This window comes from Aliarcobacter vitoriensis (genome assembly GCF_003316695.1).
GTDB lineage: Bacteria > Campylobacterota > Campylobacteria > Campylobacterales > Arcobacteraceae > Aliarcobacter > Aliarcobacter vitoriensis.
The window spans coordinates 17502-43467 of the sequence record NZ_PDKB01000004.1 but is presented as its reverse complement, the minus strand read 5'-3'; the positions used below and the strand labels follow the sequence as shown (position 1 = coordinate 43467).

Below are 25966 nucleotides of genomic sequence, written 5' to 3'. Positions count from 1 at the left end.
ATTTATGTCAATTTTTAATAAAGATGAAATAAAAGATAAAATCATAGAAAATTTAAAAAAAGTTTATGATCCTGAAATCCCAGTTGATATTTACAATCTAGGACTTATTTATAAAATAGAATTAGAAGAGAGAGAAAGCTATCTGTTTTGTGAAATAGATATGACTCTTACAAGTCCATCTTGTCCAGTTGCTGATAGTTTAATAGAGCAAGTAAGATATGTAGCAATTGCTGTTGATGAAGTTGATGAAGCAAAAGTAAATCTAGTATTTGAACCAATTTGGGAACCACATATGATGAGTGAAGAAGCACGTGAAATTATGGGTGCTAGCGGAGCTGCTATATCTTTTTAAAAGAGAATTTTAGCTCTCTTTTAATTGAGCTAAAATCCTATTTGTATTTTTATTACTAAAATAAATTGCCAATAAAAATGCTATTAAACATAAAGTAAAAAATGTAATAGTCAAGCTATCCCATTTTGTTAAAATAGTTTGTTTTTGTGATGATTTTTTATTCTGATTTGATACATTTTGCTTTACTTCTTCTTTAAAACCTTCTATTGGAGCAATTCCAGCTTTTATCAAAGTATGTCCACTTCCACCATCGAGTACAACTCTGTATGGTTCTTTTGGTATTTCAACTATTATTTCTTGTGATTCTGGAAGTCTTTGTTGAAAAAGAATATCTCCACTTGATAAACTCTCAAGTTTTATCAATGCTCCAGCAACACTATCTCCTGTATCAAACTCTCCAGCAACGGTAATAGTATTGTTTTTATTATCTTCTACTATAAGTATTAATTCATGAGAAAATAAACTCACACTCAAACCAAAAAATAAAATTATCTTTTTTATCATTTCATATCCTTATATATTAAAAAGTATTATTAATGCAATTGCTAATATTAAACTTGGAATAAGACATCTTAGAAGTGCTATATATTTACTCGAACTCAAACTTATCCAAAAAGCAATCAAAGCCCAAATTGAACCATCTATTATAATAGTTGCCAGTGTAATATCCTCTTTTCCAATAGGAACTATTGTCACAAGTAAGGCCATTGCCAACAAAGTTACAATTAATCCACCAATAATTGAACATAAGATTCTAAATAATCCTATCTTTTTACCACTTTTTTCTGGTATTTTTAAATTACGAATATAATTTCTCATTTAACACCCTTTGAAGTCCAAAACTCTTGAATTTTATCTCTGTTTGTTGGTAATTTACAAGCAATAATCAACAAGATTAGTCCAAAGAAAATTAAACCTATGTCCATAGCTAAAACTGTATAAACTTCTTCATTTAAAAGTCGAATAGGACTAAATCCACTATTTATAAAATGAATTATTGAACTAAGTATAAATAAAATTCCACCCAAATATAAAAATTCTTTAGCTGTTTGATAAGAGTTCAATCTATAAAAAGAGTATGTAAAAGTAAAACACCAAAAGGTAGCAAATATTCCTTTTGTGATTAAAAATTTATTTTCCATATCTAAAGGAAGTAACCATTGAAGAACAAATAGTAAAGCTGTTGCAGGAATAACACCTACCATAACTGCAAGAGATAGCTTTCCTAAACCTTGATAAACTGGAATATTTATGGGAAATTTTCTAGCCTTTTTCTCTAAATAAAGTAAATTTCCAAAACCAATAGCTAAAGTTGTAAAAAGCATTATAAAAAATACTACCATTCTAGTGATATCATCAACACTAAAAAGTAAATGAATATAGTTTATTACATCATAAAATATTGAACCCCATCTTTTATCCATAACCTTTTGTTCACTTATTAAACTTCCATCAACTCCACTTAAAACTAAATTTGGTATGTTTGAAAGTCCATTCAAAAATGGCATATATGGATTATATCCTTCAAATTTTACAACAGCAGTTGAATCTTGCCAATTTGTAAGTTTAATTCTATAAAAATTTAATTCAGGTGCTATATTTTGAGCAATTTTAAGTAACTCATTTATTGAAAGCATCTCTATAATTTCGCCTGATTTATCTATTTTTGGGTCTTGTGGATGAATAGCTGGGAAGATAAATTTTCCAACCTCTTTTATCTCTCCTTGTGTAGCAACAGTTGTCATCAATGGAGCAGATTTTTTACCTATATTCATAAAAACACCACTTATTGCAATAAGTAAAAATGGTGCAATAGTCCATATAAGTATTTTTCTATGCCATTTTGAGAATGTTCCAGTTTGACTAGATGTGCTATCTCTATATTTTATTATAAGTATTTGAATCAATCCACCAACTATTAAAAATACTCCAGCTACTGCCATAAATCCAAAAATATACCAACCAAACTCTCCAAACAATCTTCCATAATGCATATAGTTTAGAAAGTTTGCAAGTTCAAATATATTTTCATCTTTTTTTAATTCTAAAGTTGTATTTGGGTCAAATATTTTTGGTGATACAAATTGTGTAGATACTTTTAAAGTTGGATCTTTCAGATATCCTGGAAGGGATATTGTAATTGGATTATTTTTAGGAAAACTACTATCATTCAGAACTTGATTTAGCATCTTATCATAATCAATAGTTGAAACATTTGTCATTTTTATATGATTTATTGGTTTTTCCCAGTTTTGTATATATGGAAGTAATATTGCAAATAATCCAAAGAATAGTGCAATATACATCAAAAATGAGAAGCTTATACCTATTGCCACATGCACTCTTTGGAGCCTTTGATTAAAAACTCTTTTCTCTTCTTGTTTTGTTAATTGTTCTATCATATTTATATTTTTATCCTTTTATATAAATCAAAAAATCCCATTACCAAATTTGGAAATGGGATTATACAATTTTCGATTTTAATTTTTAGAATTTATAGTTTAAAGATAAAGTATAATTTCTTTCAGCTCCCCAAGCTTGAGAACCTCCTGTATTTAATAAATAATCTTCATCAAATAAATTATTTGCATTTAAAATAACACTAAAATCTTTTTTAATATCATATTTTGCCATTGCATTTACAAGCGTATAAGCTTTTTGTTTATTAATATCTTTTGCAATTCCAGTAGAATTTGCATTATGAACTTCACTTTGCCAATTAATTCCTCCACCAAGAGTTAATTGATTATATTTATAAGTAGTAAAGAATTTAAGAGTTTGTTTTGGTACTTCTCCTGTTCTTAATCTATCTTTATTTTTATCTTTTGCATCAGTATATGTATATCCTCCTGATAGATTCCAATTTGGTAATAGTTCCCCTGAAACAGTCAAATCCCAACCTTTTATCTCTACTCCATCTTCACTTTTAAAAGCAGTAGTACCTTCTGGTGTTAGGTTTGGAGTATCAGAAACAGCTAAATTATCTTGTTTTGTAATAAAATAAGCAATACTAGCATTTAATTTTCCATCATAAAATTCTGAATTAATTCCAAATTCCGTTGTATTACCCTCTTCTGGATCAAGATAATTTCCACTTGTATCTTTTGCTGTAGAAGTTGGATTAAAAATAGATGTATAACTAGCATAAGTAGCAAAATTTTCATTTATATCATAAACTAAACCTAAATAAGGAGTAAATTCTGCATTATATTTTTGTGTTTGTTCTGTTGCTGTTCCTTTATTAATTACTCTTTCAAAATTAGATAATCTTCCTCCTAAAATTAGATGTAAAGGATCAGATAATTCTAAATTTAAAGCAGCAAAAGCACCAATTTGCTTTTCATCAAAAACATATCTATTTTTTGTTGTTGGCATCGTTGGTCTATTTGCTATATGTCCATTCCATCCATTTATATCTACTATAAATGGTGTTCTAACCTCTGCTGGATCATCTGATTTAGATTGATGACCATTTACACCAAAAGATAGTTTATGCGTTCTTCCAAATAGGTTAAAATCTCCATTTGCATATAAATCTATAGAGTGAGTATCAGGATTTCTCTCAACATATCCCATTTGTCCCATCATTTGTCCTGGATTTAAAATATAATCAATGCTTCCATTATTTTTGTAAGCTGTGTACCCATCATATGAAAAAGCAGAAGAACCAGCAATAGCATAAAGTCTATCAGTTTTTGTTTTTGAATATGAATATCCAGCAACTGCTTTCCAATCATTACTAAAATAGTGTTCTAATCCTAAAGATAGGTTTAATCTTTCCACATCAGTATATGTAAAATCTGCTGCTGCATTATCATGTCTTCCAAAAGTTGTCTGTTTTTTAGAATAATAAGTTGCTTTAGAATGTCCTTCATTTGTTGTAGAACTAAATCCATGAGGAGAAGCATTATCTACATTTGTTTTTTGATATGTTAAAGATGTTGTTAAAAGAGTATTATCAGATAAATTAAAATCTAAAGCACCATATATTAAACTATTTTCTTTATTATATCTATCTTGTTGGCTTCCACCCTCACCATAAGAAGCAACCAATCTTCCTCTTATACTATCACTTGAATTTAACCCACCAGAGATATCTATAGTTCCTTTATAAGTATCCCAACTTCCATAAGATACTTTAGCATCTCCTTGGAACTCTTTTGTAGGTTTTTTTCTAACATAGTTTATACTTGCACTTGGATTTCCAGCTCCATTTGTAAGTCCTGTTGAACCTCTTATAATTTCAATTCTATCATAAATAGCAGTATCTTCTAATCCTACAAAACCATTGAATCTACCAATATTTATCTCTGATGATGGCATACCATCTCTTTGGAAATTAGTAATTGAAGTCCCTCTTGCATAATAAGAAGTATATCCTGCTCCAAATTGTCCATATTGAGTTAAAGTTACTCCTGGAGTTTGAGTCATAACATCATTTAAATCTTGTAGATTTTGTTCTTGTATTTGCTTTTGAGTCATTACTGTAATTGATTGAGGAGTCTCTTTTAAAGATAAATCTAGTTTTGCAGAAGAACTAGTTTCTTTTATTGTATATGTAGTAGTTTGATTTGTTTCACTTACTGTGATTTCATCTAATTTTACTTGGTCAGCACTTAATAGAGTACCCCCCCCCGCAACTAACATTGCTGCAACTGAAATTGCCATTTTGATTTTCATCTTTTTCCTTTCTTTCTTAATATTTTTTGATTAAAATTTTGATAAATCTTTAGGAGAATTTATCTTTATTTTTGATAATTAGTATACTAATTATTAAAAAGTAAACGGAATATTAATCAATTAAACTTAAAATAATATAAAATTAATAATAGTTATTCATTAAGTTTTTATATTGTTTAAATTTAAAAATATAATTAGCAATTTTAAACAATTTTATTAACAAAAATTAAGAAGAATTAATAAAAAAAAAACTCTACAATCATATATAAAATTTTTGAAAAGGCTAAAAATATGAAAAAGATTCAAAAAGTGCTTATTGCAAATAGAGGAGAGATTGCACTAAGAATTATCAGAGCTTGTAAAGAGCTTGAGATAAAAAGTGTTGCAATTTTTTCTGAGGTAGATATAGAAGGTGTTTGGGTTAGAAAAGCAGATGAGTGTTACCCAATTTTAGGGGATGTTGTTCAAGCATATTTAGACTATGAAAAAATCATATCTATTGCTAAAAAATCTGATTGTGATGCTATTCACCCTGGATATGGGTTTTTAAGTGAAAATGCTGATTTTGCAAGAGCTTGTGAAGAAAATGGTATTATTTTCATTGGTCCAAAACCAGAACATATAGAACTTTTTGGAGATAAAATGGCTTCAAAAGTTGCTATGAAAAAAGTTGGTGTTCCTGTACTTGAAGGTACTGATGAACCAATTATTGACATTGAAGAAGGTGCAAAAATTGCACGAGAGATTGGTTTTCCTGTTATCATCAAAGCTGCGTTCGGTGGTGGAGGACGTGGGATGAGAATAGTAAGACAAGAAAAAGACTTCAAAGAACTATTTGAAAGTGCATCAAACGAAGCCTTAAAATATTTTGGTCGAGGAGAAGCATTTATTGAAAAATATGTTGAAAATCCAAGACACATAGAAATTCAAGTTATTGCTGATAAATATGGAAATGTTCTACATTTAGGAGAAAGAGATTGCTCTATCCAAAGAAGACACCAAAAAGTTATCGAAATAGCTCCATCTCCAAGATTGAATAATGAAGCAAGAAAAGAACTTTATAGAATTGCAACAAAAGCTATGTTCAAACTTGGATATGAAAGTGTTGGAACAGTTGAATTCTTACTTGATCCAGATGACAATATTTACTTTATTGAGATGAATACAAGAGTTCAAGTTGAGCATCCAGTTACAGAAACTATTACTGGTGTTGATATTATTCAAAGAATGATTCAAATTGCTGAAGGTGATAAGATGATATTCTTACAAGAAGAGATTAACTTTAGAGGTTACTCTATTGAGTTTAGAATAAATGCTGAAAATCCATTAAAAGGATTTATGCCATCTGTTGGAACAGTAACAAAATACTTAACTCCAGGAGGTCCAGGGGTAAGACTTGACTCTGCACTTTACACTGGATATAAAGTTCCACCAAACTATGATTCTATGGTAGGAAAACTTATTGTTTGGGCATTAGATTGGGAAGGTTGTGTAAAAAAAGCAAAAAGAGCTTTAGATGAATTTTATGTTGAAGGTTTCCCTACAAATATTCCACTTCATAGAGAAATTGTAAGAGATCAAGATTTTAAAGATGGAAAATTTACTACAAATTATCTTGATACAAAAATGGATATTTTCACACTTAATAGTCAAGATAATATTTCAGAAGAAGAAGAAAAAATTCAAAATCTTAAAAAATTAATAGATACTATTAACTCAAAAAATATAGCTACAAGACACTAAGAACTTTTGTTCTTAGTTGTTTAATCTACATAAATTAAAGCCTTGATAATATATACTTATAAAAAAATTTATCCAAGGTTATTTAATGTCAATATTTTTTACTCTTTTAGGAAAAATAATCCCTTTATATATAAGTATTATTTTAGGATTTTTAAGCACATATATTTTAAAGTGTGATAAAGAAACAGTAGCAAAAATTTTGCTTTATCTTCTGTCACCACTTATTATTTTCAATGCTGCTTTAAATGTAAATCTAAGTGCTTCAATACTTTTTTTACCAATATTTTTCTTTTTATTTAGCTCTATTTTAAGCTTTATACTTTTAGCATATTTTAAAAGAGTTTATAGTGATAACACTGCAAATTTATTGGCTTTTAGTACATCAACTGGAAATACTGGAAATATAGGAATCCCACTAGCTATTTTATTTTTAGAACCAAGGATGGTTGATGTTTTTATATTTACTGTTTTAGCTTCACTTTTATATCAAAATTCAGTTGGATATTATATAACTGCAAAAGGAAATTTTAGTGCAAAACAAAGCCTTTTAAAAATGTTAAAACTTCCAGTTTTATATGCATTTATTTTAGGAATTATTTGTAATTTACTAGAGATAAAATTACCAGAAGTTTTTGAAAACTACAACGAATATTTAAAAGGTGCTTATACTGTTTTTGGTATGATGATAGTTGGAATGGGACTTGAACACATAAGAACAAATGGTTCTTTTGATATGAAATTTATATCTTATGCAATGTTTATAAAATTCATCTTGTGGCCTGTTGTTGTACTTGCTTTTATTTTTATAGATAAAACTTATATTCACTTTTTAAATGATGGTTTATATACTGTTATGTTTTTATTTTCTATTGTTCCTCTTGCTGGAAATACTGTAACAGTAGCTACTTTACTAAATGTAAAACCACAAATGATGAGTGTTGCACTATTTATCTCAACTGTGATTTCACTGTTTTATATTCCATTGATTTTATATTGGTATATGAATTAATTTGTTTTTTTGTATAAAGCTATAAAAATTCCTAAAAGTATAATAATAGTTGAAAGAAAAAGCTCAAAAGTAAGAGTTTCATTCAGAAAAACAATACTTAAAAATATTGCCATTATTGGAACTATTAACTGAACTATGCTTGCTGTCATAATCTGTATTTTTGGTAAAACTGTATACCAAAGAAATACTCCAAAAGCAGTTGTTATTGAACCTGAAGTAGTTGCCATTATAAAAGTTTGAAAATCTATTTTGAGAATATTCTCAAAAAAAGTTAGATAAAAAATAGCAAAAATTATAGTAAAAATAAAAGCTTTGAAAAAACTATCTGTTGCATTTAAAGTTGCATTTTTTGATTTCTTTCCAAGAACACTAAAAACTGCCCAACCAAACCCAGATAAAAACATCAAAAAAGTATGAAAATATGAGATTGTAAAATCACTTTTTGGATATAAAAGATATATTAACCCTCCAAAAGCTATGGTTATTCCAACAATTTTATTAAAAGTTAGTTTTTCATTAAAAAACAAAGCTAAAATAATCATAGTTAGCTGAACAACAGCAAATAAAATCAAAGTTCCAACACCTGCAAGCATATTTATATATGAATATGAAAAACAAATTGCATATAAAAAAAACATAAATCCACTAAGATAATTAGATTTTAACCCTATTTTGAGATTCTTATTTTTATAAAAATATATTACTAAAAGAACAAACATAGCAGATATTATTCTTAAAAAAGTAAAAGTAAAAGCATCAATATTTTGTGTAGAAATAGCCATTCTAGCTAAAATTGAGTTTGAAGCAAAAAATAATAACACTATAAAAATCAAAACTACTAATTTTAAATCAAAATTTAAACTTTTCATATAATTCCTAATTTTTAAAGTATTATACAATATATCCCAAAATTGGGATATATTTTAGGCTACTGTATATATTCTAATATCTGGAGCACTTTCAAAAAGTGGTGAGAGTTCTCTTACTACATCATTTTCAAATAATGCAGATTTTAAATATGCATTTGCACTATCAACACATTCAAATCCATGTAAAACTTGCACATCTTCATCTCTAACTAATAAATCTTTTGATTTAGCACCCATAATTTCATTTAAAAAAGTTTCTTTATACTTTGTATAAACACCTGCTGCTGTTGCTCTATTTTCTGGTTTAATATTTAGTGTAATTTCTAAAAAAGCTTTTGGCATTTTAAATCCTTTTTGTTTTTAAATTTTTCTAGCTAGATTTTGAAATTTTATAAAAAAAGTATTTTTAAATAAACTACATATGTTTCACTAATTTGCTATTTTATAGTTTAATTTTTCTAAAGATATTAAATCTTTTTTTGCACTCTCTCCAAAAGTTGTAAGATAATCTCCAATAATAAAAGAGTTTGCTCCATATTCAAAAACTTCATATTGTCTATCTTCAAACATACTTTCTCTTCCTCCACCAATCATAACAACTTTAGCACTATCGATCATATTTCTTGCAGTTTTGATTATAGAAAAGGCTTCTTGCTTTGTTAATACATTTTTAGAAATTGGTAGATTATTTGTATAATGAAAAAAGTTTAAAGGAACAATCATTGGTTCTAAAGATTTTATTGAATTAAATAGTGAAATTCTATCTTCATGTGATTCTCCAACTCCAAATATTCCTCCACAAGCTAAATTTAGTCCTGCTTCTTTTACATTTAAACAAGTTTCATATCTTTCTTGCAAAGTATGAGTAGAACACAATTTTGGATAAAATTCTTTTGAAGCCTCCAAGTTATGATTATATACTTCAATTCCAGCTTTTTTTAACTCTTTTAATTGCTCTAAAGTTGCTAAACCATTACAAGCATTTATTTTTAAATCTAAATCTTCCTTTTTGATTGCATGAACTAAAGAGATAATATATTCAAGTTTACTATCAGTTAGTTTTTGTCCAGCAGTTACTAAACAAAAACCTTGTGCTTTATGTCTTTTTGCATTTTTTGCTTCTTCAACTACTGTTTTTATCTCTTTTCTTTTGTATCTAGTTATTTCAATATCATTTTTTACACTTTGAGTACAAAATTTACAATCTTCATTGCAAGTACCGCTTTCTATATTTGATATTGAACATAAAAAATCTCTTTTTTTAAACTCATAAAAACCCTTTTTCATATTTTATTTTTTATTAGAAAATGATTTTTAGTCCCAAAAGAATCAATACAGTACCAATAAATTTATCTATAATATTTCTATATTTATTAAATAACTCCATATTCTTTTTTTGTGATAAGATATTTGCTATTAATATGTACCATAAAATATTTGCTAAAACACAATATAGTCCATACAAACCTTGAATATAAAAAGGTGTATTTATACTTACAATAGTTGTAAATATAGATAGAAAAAATAGTGTAGCTTTTGGGTTCAATAAATTACACAAAAAACCTAAGATAAATGATTTTTTAAAACTATATTGCTTATCTTTTTCACTTTTAATTTTAATTTTTGATGAATTACTTCTAAAACTTCCAATACCCAAATATATTAGATAAATTGCTCCTAAAATTCGTACAAAATTAAGAAAATCTGGAAAAACTTTAATAATTAATCCAAATCCTAAAAATGTATATACTAAATGAATTACAATACCAAAACCTATTCCTAAACTTGAATAATAAGCATATTTTTTACCTTGATTTATTGTCTGTTTTATTGTAATCATAAAATCAGGACCAGGTGAAATTAAAGCCATTTGTAAAGCAGTAGCTAAAAGTAAGAATTCACTCAAATATTGCATAAATATTCTCTTTTCTAATAAAAGTTTGTATTGTATAGATAAAAATCTCTTTTGTCTGCTACAAAGGTTGCATAAAAAAGATTGAAATACTAATATAATATAAATAAAATTATCAAGGATAAAATTTGGAAAATTTTGATTTTTTTAGTGAGTTAAATGAAGAACTAGTAAATAATATAAAATCTAGCTCAAAATATGTAGAAATTCCAAAAGGAACAATACTTTTTTATGAAGGAGATATTTGTAAAGAGGTTTTATATCTTATTGAAGGGAATATTAAACTTTCAGTTAGTGCAAATACAAATGATGAAATTCCTTTATATGATTTTTGCCAAGGTGAACAATGTATTGTAAATATTGCAAGTGCAATTTCACAAACAAAAGCAGTTGCAACAGCTGAATCTACAACTTTAATAAAAGGGTATTTAATCCCTATTGATGTTATCCAAAATCTGATAGTTCACTCTCCAAGTTATCAAAAAATGATTTTTTCTCTTTTTACACTTCGATATTCTTCTTTAACTACTTTAATTGAAGATATAAAATTTAAAAGATTAGATAGTAGAATTTTAGATTTTTTGAAATCTTATAATTCAAAAGAAATAAAAATTACAAATAGTGAAATAGCTTCTTCTTTGGGTACTTCAAGAACTGTAATAAATAGAGTCTTACAGGATTTAAAAAATAAAAATCTCATAAAATTAGCACGAGGGACAATAACTATTTTATAAAATATTTTATTAAATAAAAATTATCTTACTTTAATAAATATTTGATAAAATCAAACTAATCTTGTTAAAGATTATTATACTTACAAATAAGGAGAGTTGTATGAAAAAGAAGATTTTGCTATCTGTTTTAGCATTTGGTCTAGTTTCAAGTATTAATGCTTACGAGTTAAATGGTGATTTGGGTGTAAAATGGACTGGATTTAAACTTGCTTCAAAAGTTGCAGTTTCTGGAACATTTAATAAAATAGATTTAGATATTAAAAAATCTGATAATTTAACAGAGTTTCTAAAAAGTGCAAAAGTAAAAATTGATGCAAAATCTTTAGAATCAAAAGATGAAGCAAGAAATTTAAATATCACTTCAACACTATTTTCTTTAACTTCTGCAAATTTTATAGAAGGAAATATCTCTAGTGTAGATGAAGTAAATAAAACTTTAGTTTTAGATGTTGTAATGAATGGTATCAAAAAAGCTACTTCTATGAAATATGAAATAAATGATGGAAAGATTGTAGCAAACGGAGTTATAGATATTTTAGATTTTAATATGGCAAGTTCATACAAAGCATTTACTGAAATTTGTGGTGCTTTACATGAAAATGTATCTTATTCTGATGTAAATCTAGAGTTTACAATCCCTTTTAAATAAATAATATAGCCTTTTTTAGGCTATATTTTAATCACTTACAATCTTAGAAACTATTTTTCTAACATTTGGAGCTACAATAAATATTATTGGAATGGCACAGACAGCAGCTTTAAAAAATGCTTCTATCCATTTAGTAAAAAATCCATCAATAAATCCTAAATTTATAAATGTAATTATAAAGCTCATTATAAAACTCATCACTGTACCCATAATTATTGCAAAAAGATACTTTTCATACTTTTTATCTATCATTTATATCCTTTGTCTATAGAGAGTGGATTATAATAGATTAACTATTAAAGTCTAAATTTTAAACATTTATACCAATATCATTTTTACCTTCAAACTCTTTTGCATTTGCATTTTTTACTATTAGTTTTGAAATAGAATCTGTTGTTATTGCTACATCATGAGATTGAGAAGCAACATTTGCATTTTGCTGTGTTTGTTCATCTAGCTTATTAACAGCGTCATTTATTTGTTCTATTCTTATAAGTTGTTCTTTTGAAACATTTTGAATCTCTTCTATCAAATTTATAGTTTGAAGTATATTTTTATTTAATTCTTTATAACCTACAATCATGTCATTTGCTGTAGATTTTCCATTGTAAGCTTTTTTAGTTGCATTTTCAACTATACTTTTTATTCTTTTAGCAGCATCAGCACTTCTAGTTGCAAGATTTCGTACTTCTCCAGCAACAACAGCAAATCCTTTTCCTGTCTCGCCTGCTGTTGCTGCTTCTACTGCTGCATTTAATGATAAAATATTTGTTTGAAAAGCAATATTATCAATTACACTTATAGCTTCATTTACTAAGCTTACTTGATTATTTATCTCTTCCATAGATAAGACCGTTTGATTTGCTAACTGTTCACCATCATTTGAAGATTTTCTTACATTTTTTGATAGAGTTGCCATTTGTAAAATGTTATCTGTATTATTTCTAACATGTAAAGTAATTTCTTCCAATGCAGCAGCTGTTTCTTCAAGATTTGCAGCTGCTCTACTTGAAGATAAATTTAAAGTATCTACATTTTCTAACAATATTTTTGAGTTATTTTCTAAAATTAATCCATTGGATTTATTTTCAGTTAACATTTGTGTTATTGTTTGCCTTAAAGTATTTATTCCTTCAAATAATTTTTTAAAATCATTATTTACTAGGTTTGTATTTAAAGAACTTAAATAGTTATATTTACTATATTCTGACAAAATTGTAATAATCTGATTTATATAATTATGAAGTGTTTCAACTAAATTATTTATAGTTTTTGCTATATAGTTTAGTTTTATATTTGTGGTATTTGTATGATGAATTTTATCTCCAATTATACCTTTTTCAATTTTCTCAGAAATAAGCATAATCTCACCATAAATTAGTAGTTCATCATCGTTCCTTTGATTTAGTATATTACATATAGAATCTAATTTAGCTTTTATCTCCTTATTGTAACCTTTGCACTCAAAATCATCTATAGACAAAAAATTTATCTCGTTCTTTAAATATGACTCTATCATATTTAATATTTCTAAAATATCAGTATTTCTATTGTTAAAAAACATCGTAATCTCCTCTATTTTGAATATAATTTTGTAGCAGTCAATATTTCTTCTTGTGTCGGTTTTACTCTAACAGAAATATATCTTAATCCTCCATTTACGCTTTTTGATGAGTAAACAGTTGCATTTACCCAATAATAACCTCCTTCTTTAGTTCGGTTTTTAACTATTCCTTTCCAAATTTTTCCACTTTGTATGGTTTCCCATAAATTTTTAAAAACTTCTTTTGGCATATCTTCATGTCTAACCACATTATGAGGTTTACCAACCAATTCACATAACAAATACCCTGATACCTTGCAGAAATCATCATTCGCAAATACAACAATACCTTTTTCATCTGTTTCAGTTACAATTATTATATCTTTACTAAATGTTATTTCTTTTGACACTTTGAGACTCCTTTCCTATGCAATTTAGTTATTATGGTTTATATTGTATATATAATTAAACACAAACTATATAATGTTTGATTATTTAAAATAATACTTTATAAAAATAATATTTAATAGTAGAATATTTAAGAAAAAAAATCAATACCTAAACGTATTTATTTTAAATATTATTTTAAGAATAATAAAGTTTTAAATATAAAAATTATGTGATTTCATAATATTCTATATTTATAATAATTTAAATCTATAATAGATAGAATCTTTAACATTCATTTTATTATAGGAGAATTTATGTTTTTTTTGAATAAAGAGGATAAACTACAGCTAAAGGCTATAAATCAAAACTATGCTACAATAGTTTTTAGAAATGATGGAACTATAATAAAAGCCAATAAACTTTTTTTAGATACAATGGGCTATACATTAAATGAAATTATAGGTAAACACCATAAAATATTCTGTGATAAAAGATTTGTTGAAAGTAAAGAATACCAAGAAGCTTGGGATACTTTAAATAAAGGGAAATCTATAACTTCTGAATTTAAAAGAATTAAAAAAGATGGTGAAGCTGTTTTTTTAAGAGCATCATATATGCCAATTTCAAATAAAAATGGCAAAGTTGTTCAAGTTATTAAATTAGCACAAGACATTACTAAGAAAAGATTAAAAGATTTATATTATCTTGGTCAAATAAATGCTATAAATAAATCCCAAGCTGTTATAGAATTTGATATGCAAGGAATTATTTTAAATGCAAATAAAAACTTTTTAGATACTTTAGGTTACTCATTAGATGAAATTATGGGGAAACATCATAGTATTTTTTGTGAAGAATCTTATAGAAATTCAAATGCTTACAAAGAATTTTGGGAAAAACTCAATAAAGGTGAATATGATGCAGGAGAATATCTAAGAATTGGTAAAAACAGTAAGAAAGTTTATATTCAAGCAAGTTACAATCCTATTTTAGATTTAGATGGTATTCCTTTTAAAGTTGTAAAATATGCAACAGATATAACTTTGAAGAAAAATACAATGTTTGATATAGGAAAAGAGATTGAAGATCTTACAAAATCACTAAAACAACTTCAAAATGCTTCAACATCAATGGTAAATGAAGCAAAAACAAGTATGGAAGGTTCAAAAGCCATAACTGTTTCAATAGAAGAGTTGAATCAAGCTTTTCAAGAGTTATCAACAAAAGTAGAAATTATGCTATCTTCTATTACAAATATTTTTAATACCACTTCACAAAGTGAAAAGGTTGTTTTTGAATTAAAAAGTCAGTCAAAAGATACTGCGATTGCAATGAATAAATTAAATGAAGAATCTATAAAAATAGGTGACACAATAAACGTAATAACTCAAATTGCATTTCAAACAAATATATTAAGTTTAAATGCTGCAGTTGAAGCAGCAACTGCTGGAGAAGCTGGGAAAGGATTTGCAGTTGTTGCTGGTGAAGTAAGGAACCTTGCAACAAGATCAAATGAAGCAGCAAAAGATATAACATCAGCAATAGAATTTATTCAATCTTTGGTAAGAAATTCACTTGAGTCTATTCATAATATTGATGATAAAGTTGAAAAAATAAGTTTGATGTCATCAAATATATCAAGTTCAATTAGTGATCAAAAAAACATATCAAATGAACTAGCTAGTACAGCTTTAGAAACAAGCCAAACTTTAAATCAAATTACAACTAATATGGTAAAAGTTTCAAGTAGTTCAAGTAATACTCAAATTGAAGCACAAAGCACAAAAGATAGTTCAAATAATTTAATAAGTATTTCGAATAATCTTATTGATACATTAAAAGTGCTTAATTAATATAAGCACTTTTAAATTGAGATTAGTTTGTTACTAAAATAGTACATCCTTCTTTTGATTGTGGTATATGAGATGTTCCTTTAGGATTTATTATAAATGAACCTTCTTTATACTCTCTATTTCCATCATTAAATACTCCAGAAATTACAAATATATGTTCATCAAATAAATCATGTTTATCAATAAAAGGTAATTTACTATTTTTCTCAAATTTATAAATAGCTGTTAATTTTCCATCACTATTCTCTTTAAGTTTATATTGCTTCACACCTTTTGTAATCTCATTTGGGATTATATCATCTAGTAAAACTGATAAAATCCCTTCATAATTTACTACTTCCATATTTTTCCTTTATTTTGATTTGCTAGCTAATATTATGTACACAAAGTAATTTTACTGGAAAAATTTTTATTTGTCAATTAGTTTGTACACAAGATATATTTTGATATAATTCCTTACTATTCAATAAAAGGAAAGATATGGAAAAAAAAGAGTTTGATTTCTCAAAAATGGTTTGTTTTTTATTAAACTCTACATCAAATGCAATGATTAGAGATTATAGACCTCATTTAGAAGAATTTAATTTAACTTATCCACAATACTTGGTGATGATGACACTTTGGAATAATGACAATATATTAATAAAAGATATAAGCAAAGAAACATTTTTTGATTCAGCAACATTAACACCTATTTTAAAAAGATTAGAAGAAAAATCATATATTATTAGAACTCAATCATTAAGTGATGAACGAGGGAAAATAATAAAATTAACTAAAGAAGGAAAAAATTTAAAATATAAAACAGCTCATATTTTTAAAAATATGGAGTGTAAAATTCAATTAAGTAACGAAGAGCAAGAAGATATTATTAAAATTTGTAACAAGATTTTATCTAAATTGAACAATTAATTTTATCTATAAATTACCAATGGAAAAAATCTTTTTTCTATAATTGCATAAACAAAACCAACACCAAGTCCTATAAAGTGAGCATACCAAGCTATGGGAAGTCCTATTAGAAGTGGAGCAACAGAGATAAGTAAAATCCAAGTTATAATCCCGCTTCTTTGTCTTTTATCAAAATATGCAATATACCCTAAAACAGCACATATAGCACCACTAGCACCAACTAAATTTACTTGAATATCAACATAAAAAATATATAAAAATGATAAAAGAGAAGTTAAAATACCTGTTACAAAATATAAGGTTATAAATCTTTGTTTACCACGAGCTTGTTCTATAAGATTTCCAAATTGCCATAAGACAAACATATTCATTCCTAGATGTGCTATTCCACCGTGAGAAAAAATAGAAGTAAGTGGTTGCCAATAAAATCCACCAACTAAGAAATATAAATTCAATCCCATAAAAAGTGAACCACTTGGGATATTTATTTGAACAATATAAGCTACAACTGTGATAAAAATAATCACATTTGTAGCAGTAAAATCTTTTTTTAAAAATTTCATATTTAGATTAATGCCTCTTTTAAAACATCTTCTATTGTATCAACTGCTTTGATTTCCATTGCACTTTTTACTTCATCTGGAATTTCTTCTAAATCCCTTTCAAAGTTCTTTCTTGGAACTAAAGCTTTTTTAATTTTCGCTTTATATGCAGCTATTAATTTTTCTTTTAATCCCCCAATAGGTAAAACTTTTCCTAAAAGTGTCAATTCTCCTGTCATCGCAACATCAGATTTGATTTTTCTATCACTTAAAACTGAAGCCAAAGTTAAAGCCATAGTTATACCAGCACTTGGTCCATCTTTAGGAGTTGCACCTTCTGGAATATGTAAGTGAATATCATATCTTTTATAAACTTCACTACTATCAATTTTTGTTTTTTCCTCTTCTTCTTTTACAGATTTTGGGATTAAATTTTCATCAATTTTTAATATATTTTTATCAATTAAATGCTTAACTACCGAATAAGAAATTCTTGAAGATTCTTTCATAACATCACCTAAATTTCCAGTTACATTTAAAGAACCTTTTCCTTTTAGTTTAATTGCTTCAATTTTTAAAATATCTCCACCAACACTAGTCCAAGCCAAACCATTTGAAACTCCAACAACATCTATTTTATCAGCTGGTTCAATTTCAAAGATAGGATTATCTAAATACTCTTTTAAATCCTTAGTTCCAATAGTAACTTTTGTAAGCTCTGGATTTTGTAAAATCATCTTTACAACTTTTCTAAATAATTTAGAAAAGACTCTTCGTAAGTTTCGCACTCCAGCTTCTCTTGTATATTTTGATATTATCAACTCAATAGTTGCTTTACTCAAGCTAATTTCATTTTTATCAAGTCCATGTTTTTGTAACTCTTGAGGAATTAAATAATCTTTTGCAATATGATATTTTTCATTTGGAGTATAAGAATTTAGTTCTATAAACTCCATTCTATCTCTTAATGGTGCTGGAATTCTTCTTATATCATTTGCTGTTGATACAAAAATAACTTGTGATAAATCAACAGGGAAATTCAAATATAAATCCCTAAACTCATGATTTTGCTCTGGGTCAAGTATTTCAAGCATAACAGATGCAGGATCACCTCTATGATTTGAACCCAATTTATCAATTTCATCTAAAACTATAACTGGATTCATTTTTTTAGCATCAATCAAACCTTTTATCAATCTTCCAGGCATCGCTCCAACATAAGTTCTTCTATGACCTCTTAGTTCATTTACATCTTCCATTCCACCTAAAGCTACTCTCACAAGTGGTCGTTTTAATGCTTGAGAAATAGAGTTTGCCAATGAAGTCTTACCAACTCCAGGAGGTCCTACAAAACATAAAACTGTACCTTTTGATTTTAAATCTTCTATTTTTCTTTGTTCAAGTAGTTGTTTTACGGCAAAATATTCAGCAATTCTCTCTTTTGCTTTTTCTAGCGAATAATGGTCTTTATTTAATTGTTTTTCAACACTAGAAACTGATATTTTATCATCTGCATAATCTCCAAAAGGTATATCTAAAACTTGTTCAACATAAGTTTGAAGCAATGATGCATCAGGAGAGTCTGGATTCATTCTACTTAATTTATCAATTTGTTTTTTTGTCTCTTTATAAGCTTCTTTACCCATAAAACACTTTTTAGTTTTTAATCTTTTTTTATAAGATTTTATCTCTTCATCTTTTTGATTATCAGCTCCAAGCTCTTTTTGAATAGCCTTTATTTGCTCTTTTAAAAAGTAATCTTTATGAGTTTTTTCTATTTTTGAGTTTACTTTTTGAGTTATCTCTTTTTGTATTTTATATGATTCTATCTCTTTTTTTACAACTTCAATAATATCTAAAATTCTTTGTTCTAAATTTGTATTTGCAAAAATTCTATAAGCTTCATCTTTTTTTAGTTTTAAAACTGATGATATTAAATCTGCAACTCTTATAGCATCTTCATTTTCTTCTATTGCTTTTATTAAATCTACTGGAAATTTATTGTTTAGTTTTGAAAGTTTTTTAATATTATCCAATAAAATAGCAATCAAAGATTTAATACTTTCTTCATTTGATATCTCATCTGCGATAATATCAACTGTTGCAAAAATATTTTGTGTTGGTACAAAATCTATTATTTTTGCTTTTGCAACACCTTGAAACAGAACTTTAACTTTACCATCTGGTAAAGAAATTTTTCTCATAACATTTCCAACAACTCCAACATCATAAAAAGAGTCTTTTTCTCTTTTGCCTTCTTTTGATGGTTTTGAAACAGTAACCATTACAAGTCTATTAAACTCTATTGCATTTTCAACTGCTTTGATATTTTCCTCTTTATTTAAAAAAAGAGGTGTAATCATAAATGGATATAAAAATACCTCATCTTCAATAATTAAAGGTATAGTTTGTGGAAAATTACCATAATTTGCTAATTGCATATCTTACTTTATCTCCTTAAACATTTATTCGAATATTGCTCTATAAAAAGGCACTTCAACTTTATTTATCTCTTCTGGATTAACCCAAGAATCTTGAGACTTTTGCATATAATATTCTGATGCCATAGGCTTATCTCTTCTTTGATAAAGTTCAGAAATCTCTTTATCCATAGAAGCTTTTGCCATAAAAAGTCTTGCATTCATCGTATCAACTAGTGGCATATATGGAGAATTTTTATATTTATTCTTAAACTCTAAAATCTGTGCTAATGTATCATCAATCAACTGTTGATCTCTAAATTGTTGTTTAAATCCCATAAAATTAGCTTTAATTTTCATATATCTAGCATAATCAATATCTTTGCTTAAACTAAATCTTTTAATATATTCATCTAAATAGAAATTTGCTAAAGCATACTCTTCATCTTGCATATGTGCATTTACCAAAATAAGCATTGCTGTTGGAATATATGGTGAATTTCTATGTTCACTCTCTAGTGAAGTATATGTATCATCTGCTTCATCTAAATCGCCCATTCCAATTTGCATCATCATTTTATTGTACCAATAAAGAGCTGGTTTATTATACTCTTGTTCACTCTTTGAAGAACAAGCATTAAAAATAAATGTAGCACTTAGTAATAACAAAATATTTTTTATTCTTAGGTTTTTTACCATTTAATCATCCTTATTTGTCATAAAAGCAATATATTATCGAAAAAAAGCTTTATATTTATAAATGTTAATGTGTTATAATCTAAAAAACTAACTGAAGGTAATAAAATGAAATTAACTCTTATTGGAAATGGAATAATGGCTCAATCACTTGCTATTGGCTTGGTAAAAAATCATGAAGTTGAAATGATAGGAAGAGATATAAATAAATTAAAACTAATTCACGAAAAAATACCTCAATTAACTATCAAAGAGCTAAGCGACAAAGAAGATATAACTGGTAAAAATGTTATTTTTTGTGTAAAACCTTATGCACTAGAAAGTGTTTCAGTAAGACTTACTGGTGTTGCTGATGTTTTAATCTCTATTTTAGCTGGAACAAAACTTGATTATTTAAAAAAGCAAATAAAAGCTAAAAGTTATATAAGAACTATGCCAAATGTTGCAGCAAGTGTTCAAAACTCTATGACAACAGTAACTGGAGATATTGAATCAAAAGCAATAGCATTGGAAGCTTTTTCATCTATTGGTGAGGCTATTTGGGTAAATAACGAAACACAACTAGACATTGCAAGTGCAATAACTGGTTCTGGACCTGCATTTTTAGCCTTAGTTGCTGAAGCAATAGCCGATGGAGCAGTAAAAGTTGGACTAGAAAGACATTTAGCACAACATTTAGTTCAAGGCTTATTTAGTGGAACTGCTTCTATTTTAAAACATACTCATCCTGCAGTTATAAAAGATTCTGTTATGAGCCCAGCTGGAACAACAGCTGCTGGATATGCAAAACTTGAAGAAGGAAGTGTAAGAGATGCCTTTATAAAAGCAATTGAAGGTTCGTTTACAAAATCACAAAAAATTGCTGAAAAATAGTATAACTCTAATAGAAACTTTGATAAGTTTGTTGATATTATCAACTGTTGTAGGTGGTTTTTTAAAAATCTCTTACAATAGTGAAAATGATGACAATATTTTTCATATCATCAACAATATAGAAAATGATTTCACTACAAAAAACTACTCAAGTTTTATTCCATCTACTACAAATTTACAAATCACAAAAACTAAAATAGGAAATGAAACTGAAATTGAAAATTTAACTGTTAAGAAATATGAATATATTGATAATAAAATAAAAGTTTTCAAATATGAAAAGTAGTTTTTCTCTTCTTGAGCTTCTTTTAACTTTGATTATATCAAGCTCAATAGTTGTATATTCAACAATTTTTATAAAAGAACTGTCACTAAAAAATCAAGAAACTCTAAATTTAGAGATTTCAAAACTAGAACTATTTTCAACAAAAGCTTTTTTAGACAAAAATAAAGATGATTTATCTCAAATTCAATTTGATGGAAATAATCTATATTTTAAAAATTCTCTACTACTCAAAAATGTTAAAGCTTTTACAATAAATAGCAATGGAAATATAGCAACTATTAATATAACTTTATCAAATAATTTAAAACAAGAGTGGGCAATAAAATTATGATAACTATGAAAAAATCATACACTCTTCTTATAACTTTGATTTTAGTTGTAGTTTTTAGTATAACAGCAAATCAAATTTTGGGAAATAACTCTTTGGGAAATGAAAGTTTAAAACAAAAGGTTCTATATATTCAAGCAAAAAATCATCTTGAGTTTTTGGAAGAATATCTTTTAAGTATTGATTTAAAAGATATTGAAAAAATAGAAATTGATGATGATTTTTTTGATATAAAAGCAAAAAAATCAGAAAATTTTGAACACTATTTATTAAGTGTCCAATCTTTTGATTTCGATATTAGAGTTACAAAAAAGTTAATTATAAAATAACCTCTAAAATCTTCATTGCCAGTTTTAAAGCCCTACTTCTATGTGAGAACTCTTTTTTTACAGTTTCATCAAGTTCACCCAAAGTTTTATCATATCCATTTGGAATAAACATCGGATCATATCCAAAACCATTAGTCCCTATTTCTTTATTTAAAACCATCCCATGCATCCAACCATGCACTGTATAAACTTCATTTTTATAAACTATGGCTATACAAGCTGTATAAAAAGCTGGAGTTTTTTCTAAACCTAACTTATTTAGTTCAGTTTTTAATTTTTCATTATTCTCTTTATCACTTGCATTAAGTCCAGCATATCTAGCACTATAAACTCCAGGGGCATTATCTAAAACTGGTACACTAATACCACTATCATCAGAGATAACCAAAACATCATCAAAATCTTTTTTTTGAAGTTCATCATATATTGTTTGTGCCTTTTTTATAGCATTTCCTTGGAAAGTATCTCTATCTTCATCAATCTCAATTTTTCCTAAAATCTCACTAAATGCTACAACTTCATCATTTGGAAGAAGTTTTTTAAATTCTTCTATTTTTCCTTTGTTTGCAGATGCTAAAACTATTTTCAAATTTTGTCCTTATACTACTTATTATCGAATTTTTTATATAATAAACCAAAATTATAATATATTTAGGATTATTAATGATTAAATCTGTAATGCCTTTGAGTTTTATTATTGCTCTTAGATTTTTTGGGCTTTTTATTGTTTTACCTGTTATTTCTGTATATGCTCTATCTTTGGAAGGTGCAAATGCTACTTTAGTAGGAATTGTTGTTGGAGGATATGCTTTAACACAAGTTATTTTTCAAGTTCCATTTGGGATTATGAGTGATAAATTAGGAAGGAAAGGCACTATTATAACTGGTCTTTTACTTTTTGCTATTGGTTCATTTATCTGTGCAATAGCAACTGATATTTTCACTTTGATGTTGGGGCGTCTTTTACAAGGTTCAGGAGCTATTGGAGCAGTGGTTACTGCTATGATAAGTGATTTAGTAAAAGAGGAACAGCGTTCAAAAGCTATGGCAATGATGGGAATGTTCATAGGTCTTGCATTTGCAATTGCTATGTTGGCTGGTCCACTTATTGGTGGTTTTATTGGAGTTGAAGTTTTATTTTATATTACTATGTTTTTAGCACTTATTTCTATTTATATTTTAGTAAAAAAAGTTCCAAATCCACCAGTTATCACTCACACTTACAATGATAAATTAAGATTAGTAGATATTTTAGGAAATGCAAATATCAATCGAATGAATATCACAAATTTTTTACAAAAAGCTTTGATGACATTCGCTTTTTTAGTAATTCCAATCATCTTAACAAAAACTTATGGTTGGCAAAAAAGTGAACTTTGGTATGTTTATGTTCCAGCTATGATTTTTGGACTTTTATCTATGGCACCAGCTGCAATAATTGCTGAAAAAAAAGGAAAGTTTAGAGAGATTTTGGCTATTGGGATACTATTTTTCATCATCTCATATTTAGTGATAGGATTTAGTTCTAGTGCTTTTGTTTTTGCTATTGGAGTTGTGATTTTCTTTATTGGGTTTAATATGCACGAACCAATTATGCAATCACTTACTTCAAAATTTGCAAAAGTTCATCAAAGAGGAAGTGTTTTAGGAGTATTTAACTCTTTTGGATATTTAGGAACATTTGTTGGTGGGCTTTTAGGTGGAATTATGCTTGATAATATTGATTTATCAACATTTTCTATTATTATTGCAATTATCTGTATTTTGTGGGCAGTTTTGATTTTAACTATGCCAAATCCATCAAAAACAAAATCTTTATATTTAAGTTTAGATGAATACAAACTTGAAAATAGTGGAAAACTAAATGAAAATAAAAATATAGAAGAGTGGTATATCAACAACACAGAAAATATTGTTGCCATAAAATACAATGAAAAGATCACTCCTGAAGAGATAAAAGATATTTTAAAGTGATAAAATTTTGAAAAAGTTTATATTTTTTATTTTATTTATTATAGTTTTGTTATCTGGATTTGTATCAAAATATAGCAATGATTTCGATACCATAAAAGATGAAATTCTCACAAAATATCAACTTGAAACAAAAACTACATCTTTGTATATTCAAGATAATTTAAAAAAATATCTTGAAAGCAGAGATATAGAAATTTTAAACAAAATACAAACTGCTTTCAATGACAATTTTTCATCAATCCAAGTAGATAAATCAAGCTTTGATATATCTGAAAATGAGTTGGTTGAGTTATCAAATGATTTGGATAAAAAATTTATTTGGGAGCTCACAAATCTAAAAATTGATGAAAGTTTAGGAAAAATACTACAAACAACTCAAAGCGATGATTTACAAAAAGAACTTTTGACTATTGAAGGTTCTATTCCAAATGAGTTAAATAAAAACCTAGTTCCTAGTAGCGATATATACACTTTTATTCCAAATAAAAACTTTAGAAATATATCTTCTTTACTTATAAACTTTGATGCAACAAATCAATTTGATGAGATGATAAGTTCTAGTACAACTATAAATTTTGATAAAAGCATCATAAATCTTTCAAACCAGAATGGACAATTAGCTCCAAAATGGTTTAAAGATTTAATCCCAATATATATAAATGAAGTATCAAATAATATAAACAATAGCATACAAAACAATGCAATATTTTATATAAATACAAATTTAGAAAAAGTCTATTTTGAACTTTATGAAAAAACAAAAGAGAAATTTTTAATATATCTTTTATCTATTGTTTTAACTATTTTTGGAATACTTGGTTTGAGTTTTTTGTATAAAGTTTTGGTGAAATAGGTTTACTCTATTTCATTAATCTTTGAAACAAAATATCTTCCAAATTTCTACTTGAATCTACTACTAAAAGAATATAAACTTTTTGATTTTCTATTTTAAATATAACTCTCCATCTTTTATATATAAGTTCTCTATATTTTAAAATTCCTATTTGAGACAATTCTGGAACTACTCTTTTTCTTTTAGGAAAATAGTATAAACTTTCACACTCATTTTTTATACCAAAAAATATCTCTTTTGCAATAGCAAAACTATCTAATTTGATATATTCAACAATCAACTCCAAATCATATTTGGCATTTTTTGTCCATAAAACTTCAAAATTTTTCATATTTACTCAAAAAGTTTTTTTTCTAATTTTTCAAACATATCTTCTTGATTTATAATATCACAATTTTCTATATCATTCTCACTTTGAACAATTAGTTTTAATAAATTGATTGAATTTTGCATATTTTCATAAGATTTTATATCTTGGATTACGACTTTTGCTTCACCATTTTGAGTTATGATTATTGCTCTTTTACTTTCATTTGCTTCATTTATAACTTCTGCTGTTTTTGATTTTAGATAAGAGATTGGTTTTATATCACTGCTTAGATTCATTTTAAATCCTTTAAATATTTTAGATATTGTACTAAATCTAGTTTTTATTTAGTATTAAAATCTTTAAAAGTTTTCATTGTAAATGATAACAACATAATATTTGGTTTATGATTTTTATATAAAGTTTTTGTGAAATAAGTCTAGTTTTATTTATAGTCAAAATGTAACAATTTACTATAATATTTCCTGAACTCTTCCGACTTGCCCATCTTGAAGCCGTACTTTTATTCCATGTGGATGAGTTGGTGAATTTGTAAGTATATCTTTTACTATTCCGCTTGTAAGTTTACCTGTTCTTTGGTCTTGTTTTAGTACAATATTTACTTTTAAACCTGCTTTTATATTTATTCTTTTTTTAGAATCAAGCATATTTTTCCTTTAAATAAAAAAGCCCCATCAAAAAATTGATAAGG

The 25966-nt window shown here is 26.6% G+C and carries 31 protein-coding genes and 1 pseudogene; 13 read left to right on the top strand and 19 right to left on the bottom strand.

The features are described 5' to 3' along the window. The first annotated feature begins 4 nt into the window (after positions 1-4). The gene (locus tag CRU91_RS03010; protein WP_113893260.1) at positions 5-352 is read left to right on the top strand and encodes a metal-sulfur cluster assembly factor; all 348 of its coding nucleotides are present in this window, start codon (positions 5-7) and stop codon (positions 350-352) included. Positions 353-361: 9 nt separating this feature from the next. Here CRU91_RS03010 and CRU91_RS03005 read toward each other — a convergent pair whose 3' ends face one another. The 4 genes from CRU91_RS03005 to CRU91_RS02990 form a co-directional block, all read right to left on the bottom strand. After that, positions 362-856 carry a hypothetical protein gene (locus tag CRU91_RS03005; protein WP_235826934.1) on the bottom strand — a complete coding sequence of 165 codons (495 nt, stop codon included), beginning with the start codon at positions 854-856 and terminating at the stop codon, positions 362-364. Between the two features lie 9 nt (positions 857-865). Further along, positions 866-1171: a hypothetical protein gene (locus CRU91_RS03000; protein ID WP_113893258.1), complete on the bottom strand. Its 306-nt coding sequence runs from the start codon at positions 1169-1171 to the stop codon at positions 866-868. Continuing rightward, positions 1168-2754 (bottom strand): PepSY-associated TM helix domain-containing protein, encoded by a 1587-nt coding sequence (locus CRU91_RS02995; protein WP_113893256.1) that lies wholly within the window; start codon positions 2752-2754, stop codon positions 1168-1170. Before CRU91_RS02995 ends, CRU91_RS03000 begins: the two co-directional genes overlap by 4 nt. An 85-nt stretch (positions 2755-2839) precedes the next feature. After that, positions 2840-5032 carry a TonB-dependent siderophore receptor gene (locus CRU91_RS02990; protein WP_235826933.1) on the bottom strand — a complete coding sequence of 731 codons (2193 nt, stop codon included), beginning with the start codon at positions 5030-5032 and terminating at the stop codon, positions 2840-2842. Positions 5033-5323: 291 nt separating this feature from the next. On the opposite strand from CRU91_RS02990, the gene CRU91_RS02985 reads away from it, so the two are divergent. Beyond that, positions 5324-6775 (top strand): acetyl-CoA carboxylase biotin carboxylase subunit, encoded by a 1452-nt coding sequence (locus CRU91_RS02985; RefSeq protein ID WP_113893255.1) that lies wholly within the window; start codon positions 5324-5326, stop codon positions 6773-6775. A gap of 85 nt (positions 6776-6860) precedes the next feature. Then, positions 6861-7784, top strand: coding sequence for an AEC family transporter (locus CRU91_RS02980; RefSeq protein WP_113893253.1), 924 nt, complete (start codon positions 6861-6863; stop codon positions 7782-7784). Here CRU91_RS02980 and CRU91_RS02975 read toward each other — a convergent pair. The 4 genes from CRU91_RS02975 to CRU91_RS02960 all read right to left on the bottom strand — a co-directional run bounded on the left by CRU91_RS02975 (position 7781) and on the right by CRU91_RS02960 (position 10568). Further along, positions 7781-8653, bottom strand: a complete 873-nt coding sequence (locus CRU91_RS02975) for a DMT family transporter (RefSeq protein ID WP_113893251.1) — start codon at positions 8651-8653, stop codon at positions 7781-7783. The two genes, CRU91_RS02980 and CRU91_RS02975, sit on opposite strands and share 4 nt — an antisense overlap. A 54-nt stretch (positions 8654-8707) precedes the next feature. After that, positions 8708-8995: a hypothetical protein gene (locus CRU91_RS02970; protein ID WP_113893249.1), complete on the bottom strand. Its 288-nt coding sequence runs from the start codon at positions 8993-8995 to the stop codon at positions 8708-8710. 87 nt (positions 8996-9082) lie between these two features. After that, the gene (locus tag CRU91_RS02965) at positions 9083-9940 is read right to left on the bottom strand and encodes a biotin synthase (protein ID WP_113893247.1); all 858 of its coding nucleotides are present in this window, start codon (positions 9938-9940) and stop codon (positions 9083-9085) included. A 13-nt stretch (positions 9941-9953) separates the two neighbouring features. Next, the gene (locus CRU91_RS02960; protein WP_113893245.1) at positions 9954-10568 is read right to left on the bottom strand and encodes a LysE family translocator; all 615 of its coding nucleotides are present in this window, start codon (positions 10566-10568) and stop codon (positions 9954-9956) included. Between the two features lie 125 nt (positions 10569-10693). On the opposite strand from CRU91_RS02960, the gene CRU91_RS02955 reads away from it, so the two are divergent. Continuing rightward, positions 10694-11299: a Crp/Fnr family transcriptional regulator gene (locus tag CRU91_RS02955; RefSeq protein WP_113893243.1), complete on the top strand. Its 606-nt coding sequence runs from the start codon at positions 10694-10696 to the stop codon at positions 11297-11299. A 100-nt stretch (positions 11300-11399) separates the two neighbouring features. Continuing rightward, positions 11400-11948, top strand: coding sequence for a YceI family protein (locus tag CRU91_RS02950; RefSeq protein WP_113893241.1), 549 nt, complete (start codon positions 11400-11402; stop codon positions 11946-11948). A 27-nt stretch (positions 11949-11975) separates the two neighbouring features. On the opposite strand, the gene CRU91_RS02945 is transcribed toward CRU91_RS02950, so the two are convergent. The 3 genes and pseudogenes from CRU91_RS02945 to CRU91_RS02935 form a co-directional block, all read right to left on the bottom strand. After that, entirely contained in the window at positions 11976-12200 is a 225-nt protein-coding gene (locus CRU91_RS02945) for a DUF2798 domain-containing protein (RefSeq protein ID WP_113893240.1), read from the bottom strand. Between the two features lie 58 nt (positions 12201-12258). Beyond that, positions 12259-13341, bottom strand: a pseudogene (locus CRU91_RS02940) (methyl-accepting chemotaxis protein); the annotation flags it as partial. 182 nt (positions 13342-13523) lie between these two features. Then, a complete protein-coding gene (locus CRU91_RS02935) occupies positions 13524-13901 on the bottom strand; it encodes a PAS domain-containing protein (RefSeq protein WP_113893236.1) in 378 nt (125 codons plus the stop codon). 294 nt (positions 13902-14195) lie between these two features. Between CRU91_RS02935 and CRU91_RS02930 the strand changes: the two genes are divergently transcribed. Beyond that, positions 14196-15734, top strand: coding sequence for a methyl-accepting chemotaxis protein (locus CRU91_RS02930; RefSeq protein WP_113893234.1), 1539 nt, complete (start codon positions 14196-14198; stop codon positions 15732-15734). A gap of 22 nt (positions 15735-15756) precedes the next feature. Here the strand turns inward: CRU91_RS02930 and CRU91_RS02925 are convergent, their stop codons facing one another. Then, positions 15757-16077, bottom strand: a complete 321-nt coding sequence (locus CRU91_RS02925; protein WP_113893232.1) for a cupin domain-containing protein — start codon at positions 16075-16077, stop codon at positions 15757-15759. Between the two features lie 137 nt (positions 16078-16214). Here CRU91_RS02925 and CRU91_RS02920 point away from each other — a divergent pair, with 137 nt between their 5' ends. Further along, complete coding sequence (locus tag CRU91_RS02920) at positions 16215-16646, top strand: MarR family winged helix-turn-helix transcriptional regulator (protein ID WP_113893230.1); 432 nt, start codon at positions 16215-16217, stop codon at positions 16644-16646. Positions 16647-16648: 2 nt separating this feature from the next. On the opposite strand, the gene CRU91_RS02915 is transcribed toward CRU91_RS02920, so the two are convergent. The 3 genes from CRU91_RS02915 to CRU91_RS02905 are packed head-to-tail and all read right to left on the bottom strand — an operon-like array spanning position 16649 to position 20307. Continuing rightward, positions 16649-17209 carry a rhomboid family intramembrane serine protease gene (locus CRU91_RS02915; protein WP_113893228.1) on the bottom strand — a complete coding sequence of 187 codons (561 nt, stop codon included), beginning with the start codon at positions 17207-17209 and terminating at the stop codon, positions 16649-16651. A 2-nt stretch (positions 17210-17211) separates the two neighbouring features. Then, positions 17212-19629 (bottom strand): endopeptidase La, encoded by a 2418-nt coding sequence (gene lon, locus CRU91_RS02910; RefSeq protein WP_113893226.1) that lies wholly within the window; start codon positions 19627-19629, stop codon positions 17212-17214. A 24-nt stretch (positions 19630-19653) separates the two neighbouring features. After that, positions 19654-20307, bottom strand: coding sequence for an outer membrane protein assembly factor BamD (locus CRU91_RS02905; protein ID WP_113893224.1), 654 nt, complete (start codon positions 20305-20307; stop codon positions 19654-19656). 105 nt (positions 20308-20412) lie between these two features. Here CRU91_RS02905 and CRU91_RS02900 point away from each other — a divergent pair, with 105 nt between their 5' ends. From CRU91_RS02900 to CRU91_RS02885, 4 genes are read left to right on the top strand one after another with little or no spacing between them, the layout of a single operon-like run. After that, positions 20413-21177, top strand: coding sequence for a pyrroline-5-carboxylate reductase (locus CRU91_RS02900; protein ID WP_113893222.1), 765 nt, complete (start codon positions 20413-20415; stop codon positions 21175-21177). Further along, positions 21164-21463 carry a type IV pilus modification PilV family protein gene (locus CRU91_RS02895; RefSeq protein ID WP_113893220.1) on the top strand — a complete coding sequence of 100 codons (300 nt, stop codon included), beginning with the start codon at positions 21164-21166 and terminating at the stop codon, positions 21461-21463. The genes CRU91_RS02900 and CRU91_RS02895 overlap by 14 nt, the downstream gene beginning before the upstream one ends. Further along, positions 21453-21794, top strand: a complete 342-nt coding sequence (locus CRU91_RS02890) for a hypothetical protein (protein ID WP_113893218.1) — start codon at positions 21453-21455, stop codon at positions 21792-21794. Before CRU91_RS02895 ends, CRU91_RS02890 begins: the two co-directional genes overlap by 11 nt. A 5-nt stretch (positions 21795-21799) precedes the next feature. Continuing rightward, positions 21800-22120 (top strand): hypothetical protein, encoded by a 321-nt coding sequence (locus CRU91_RS02885; RefSeq protein WP_113893216.1) that lies wholly within the window; start codon positions 21800-21802, stop codon positions 22118-22120. Here CRU91_RS02885 and CRU91_RS02880 read toward each other — a convergent pair. Continuing rightward, positions 22110-22709 (bottom strand): non-canonical purine NTP pyrophosphatase, encoded by a 600-nt coding sequence (locus CRU91_RS02880; protein WP_113893214.1) that lies wholly within the window; start codon positions 22707-22709, stop codon positions 22110-22112. The two genes, CRU91_RS02885 and CRU91_RS02880, sit on opposite strands and share 11 nt — an antisense overlap. Before the next feature lie 74 nt (positions 22710-22783). On the opposite strand from CRU91_RS02880, the gene CRU91_RS02875 reads away from it, so the two are divergent. Then, the gene (locus CRU91_RS02875) at positions 22784-24094 is read left to right on the top strand and encodes an MFS transporter (RefSeq protein WP_113893212.1); all 1311 of its coding nucleotides are present in this window, start codon (positions 22784-22786) and stop codon (positions 24092-24094) included. 7 nt (positions 24095-24101) lie between these two features. Beyond that, the gene (locus tag CRU91_RS02870) at positions 24102-24947 is read left to right on the top strand and encodes a hypothetical protein (protein ID WP_235826932.1); all 846 of its coding nucleotides are present in this window, start codon (positions 24102-24104) and stop codon (positions 24945-24947) included. 7 nt (positions 24948-24954) lie between these two features. On the opposite strand, the gene CRU91_RS02865 is transcribed toward CRU91_RS02870, so the two are convergent. The 3 genes from CRU91_RS02865 to CRU91_RS02855 form a co-directional block, all read right to left on the bottom strand. Further along, positions 24955-25278 (bottom strand): type II toxin-antitoxin system RelE/ParE family toxin, encoded by a 324-nt coding sequence (locus CRU91_RS02865; protein ID WP_113893208.1) that lies wholly within the window; start codon positions 25276-25278, stop codon positions 24955-24957. 2 nt (positions 25279-25280) lie between these two features. After that, positions 25281-25553, bottom strand: a complete 273-nt coding sequence (locus CRU91_RS02860; protein WP_113893206.1) for a type II toxin-antitoxin system Phd/YefM family antitoxin — start codon at positions 25551-25553, stop codon at positions 25281-25283. Positions 25554-25727: 174 nt separating this feature from the next. Continuing rightward, positions 25728-25922, bottom strand: a complete 195-nt coding sequence (locus CRU91_RS02855) for a YwbE family protein (RefSeq protein WP_113893204.1) — start codon at positions 25920-25922, stop codon at positions 25728-25730. Between the last annotated feature and the right edge of the window lie 44 nt (positions 25923-25966).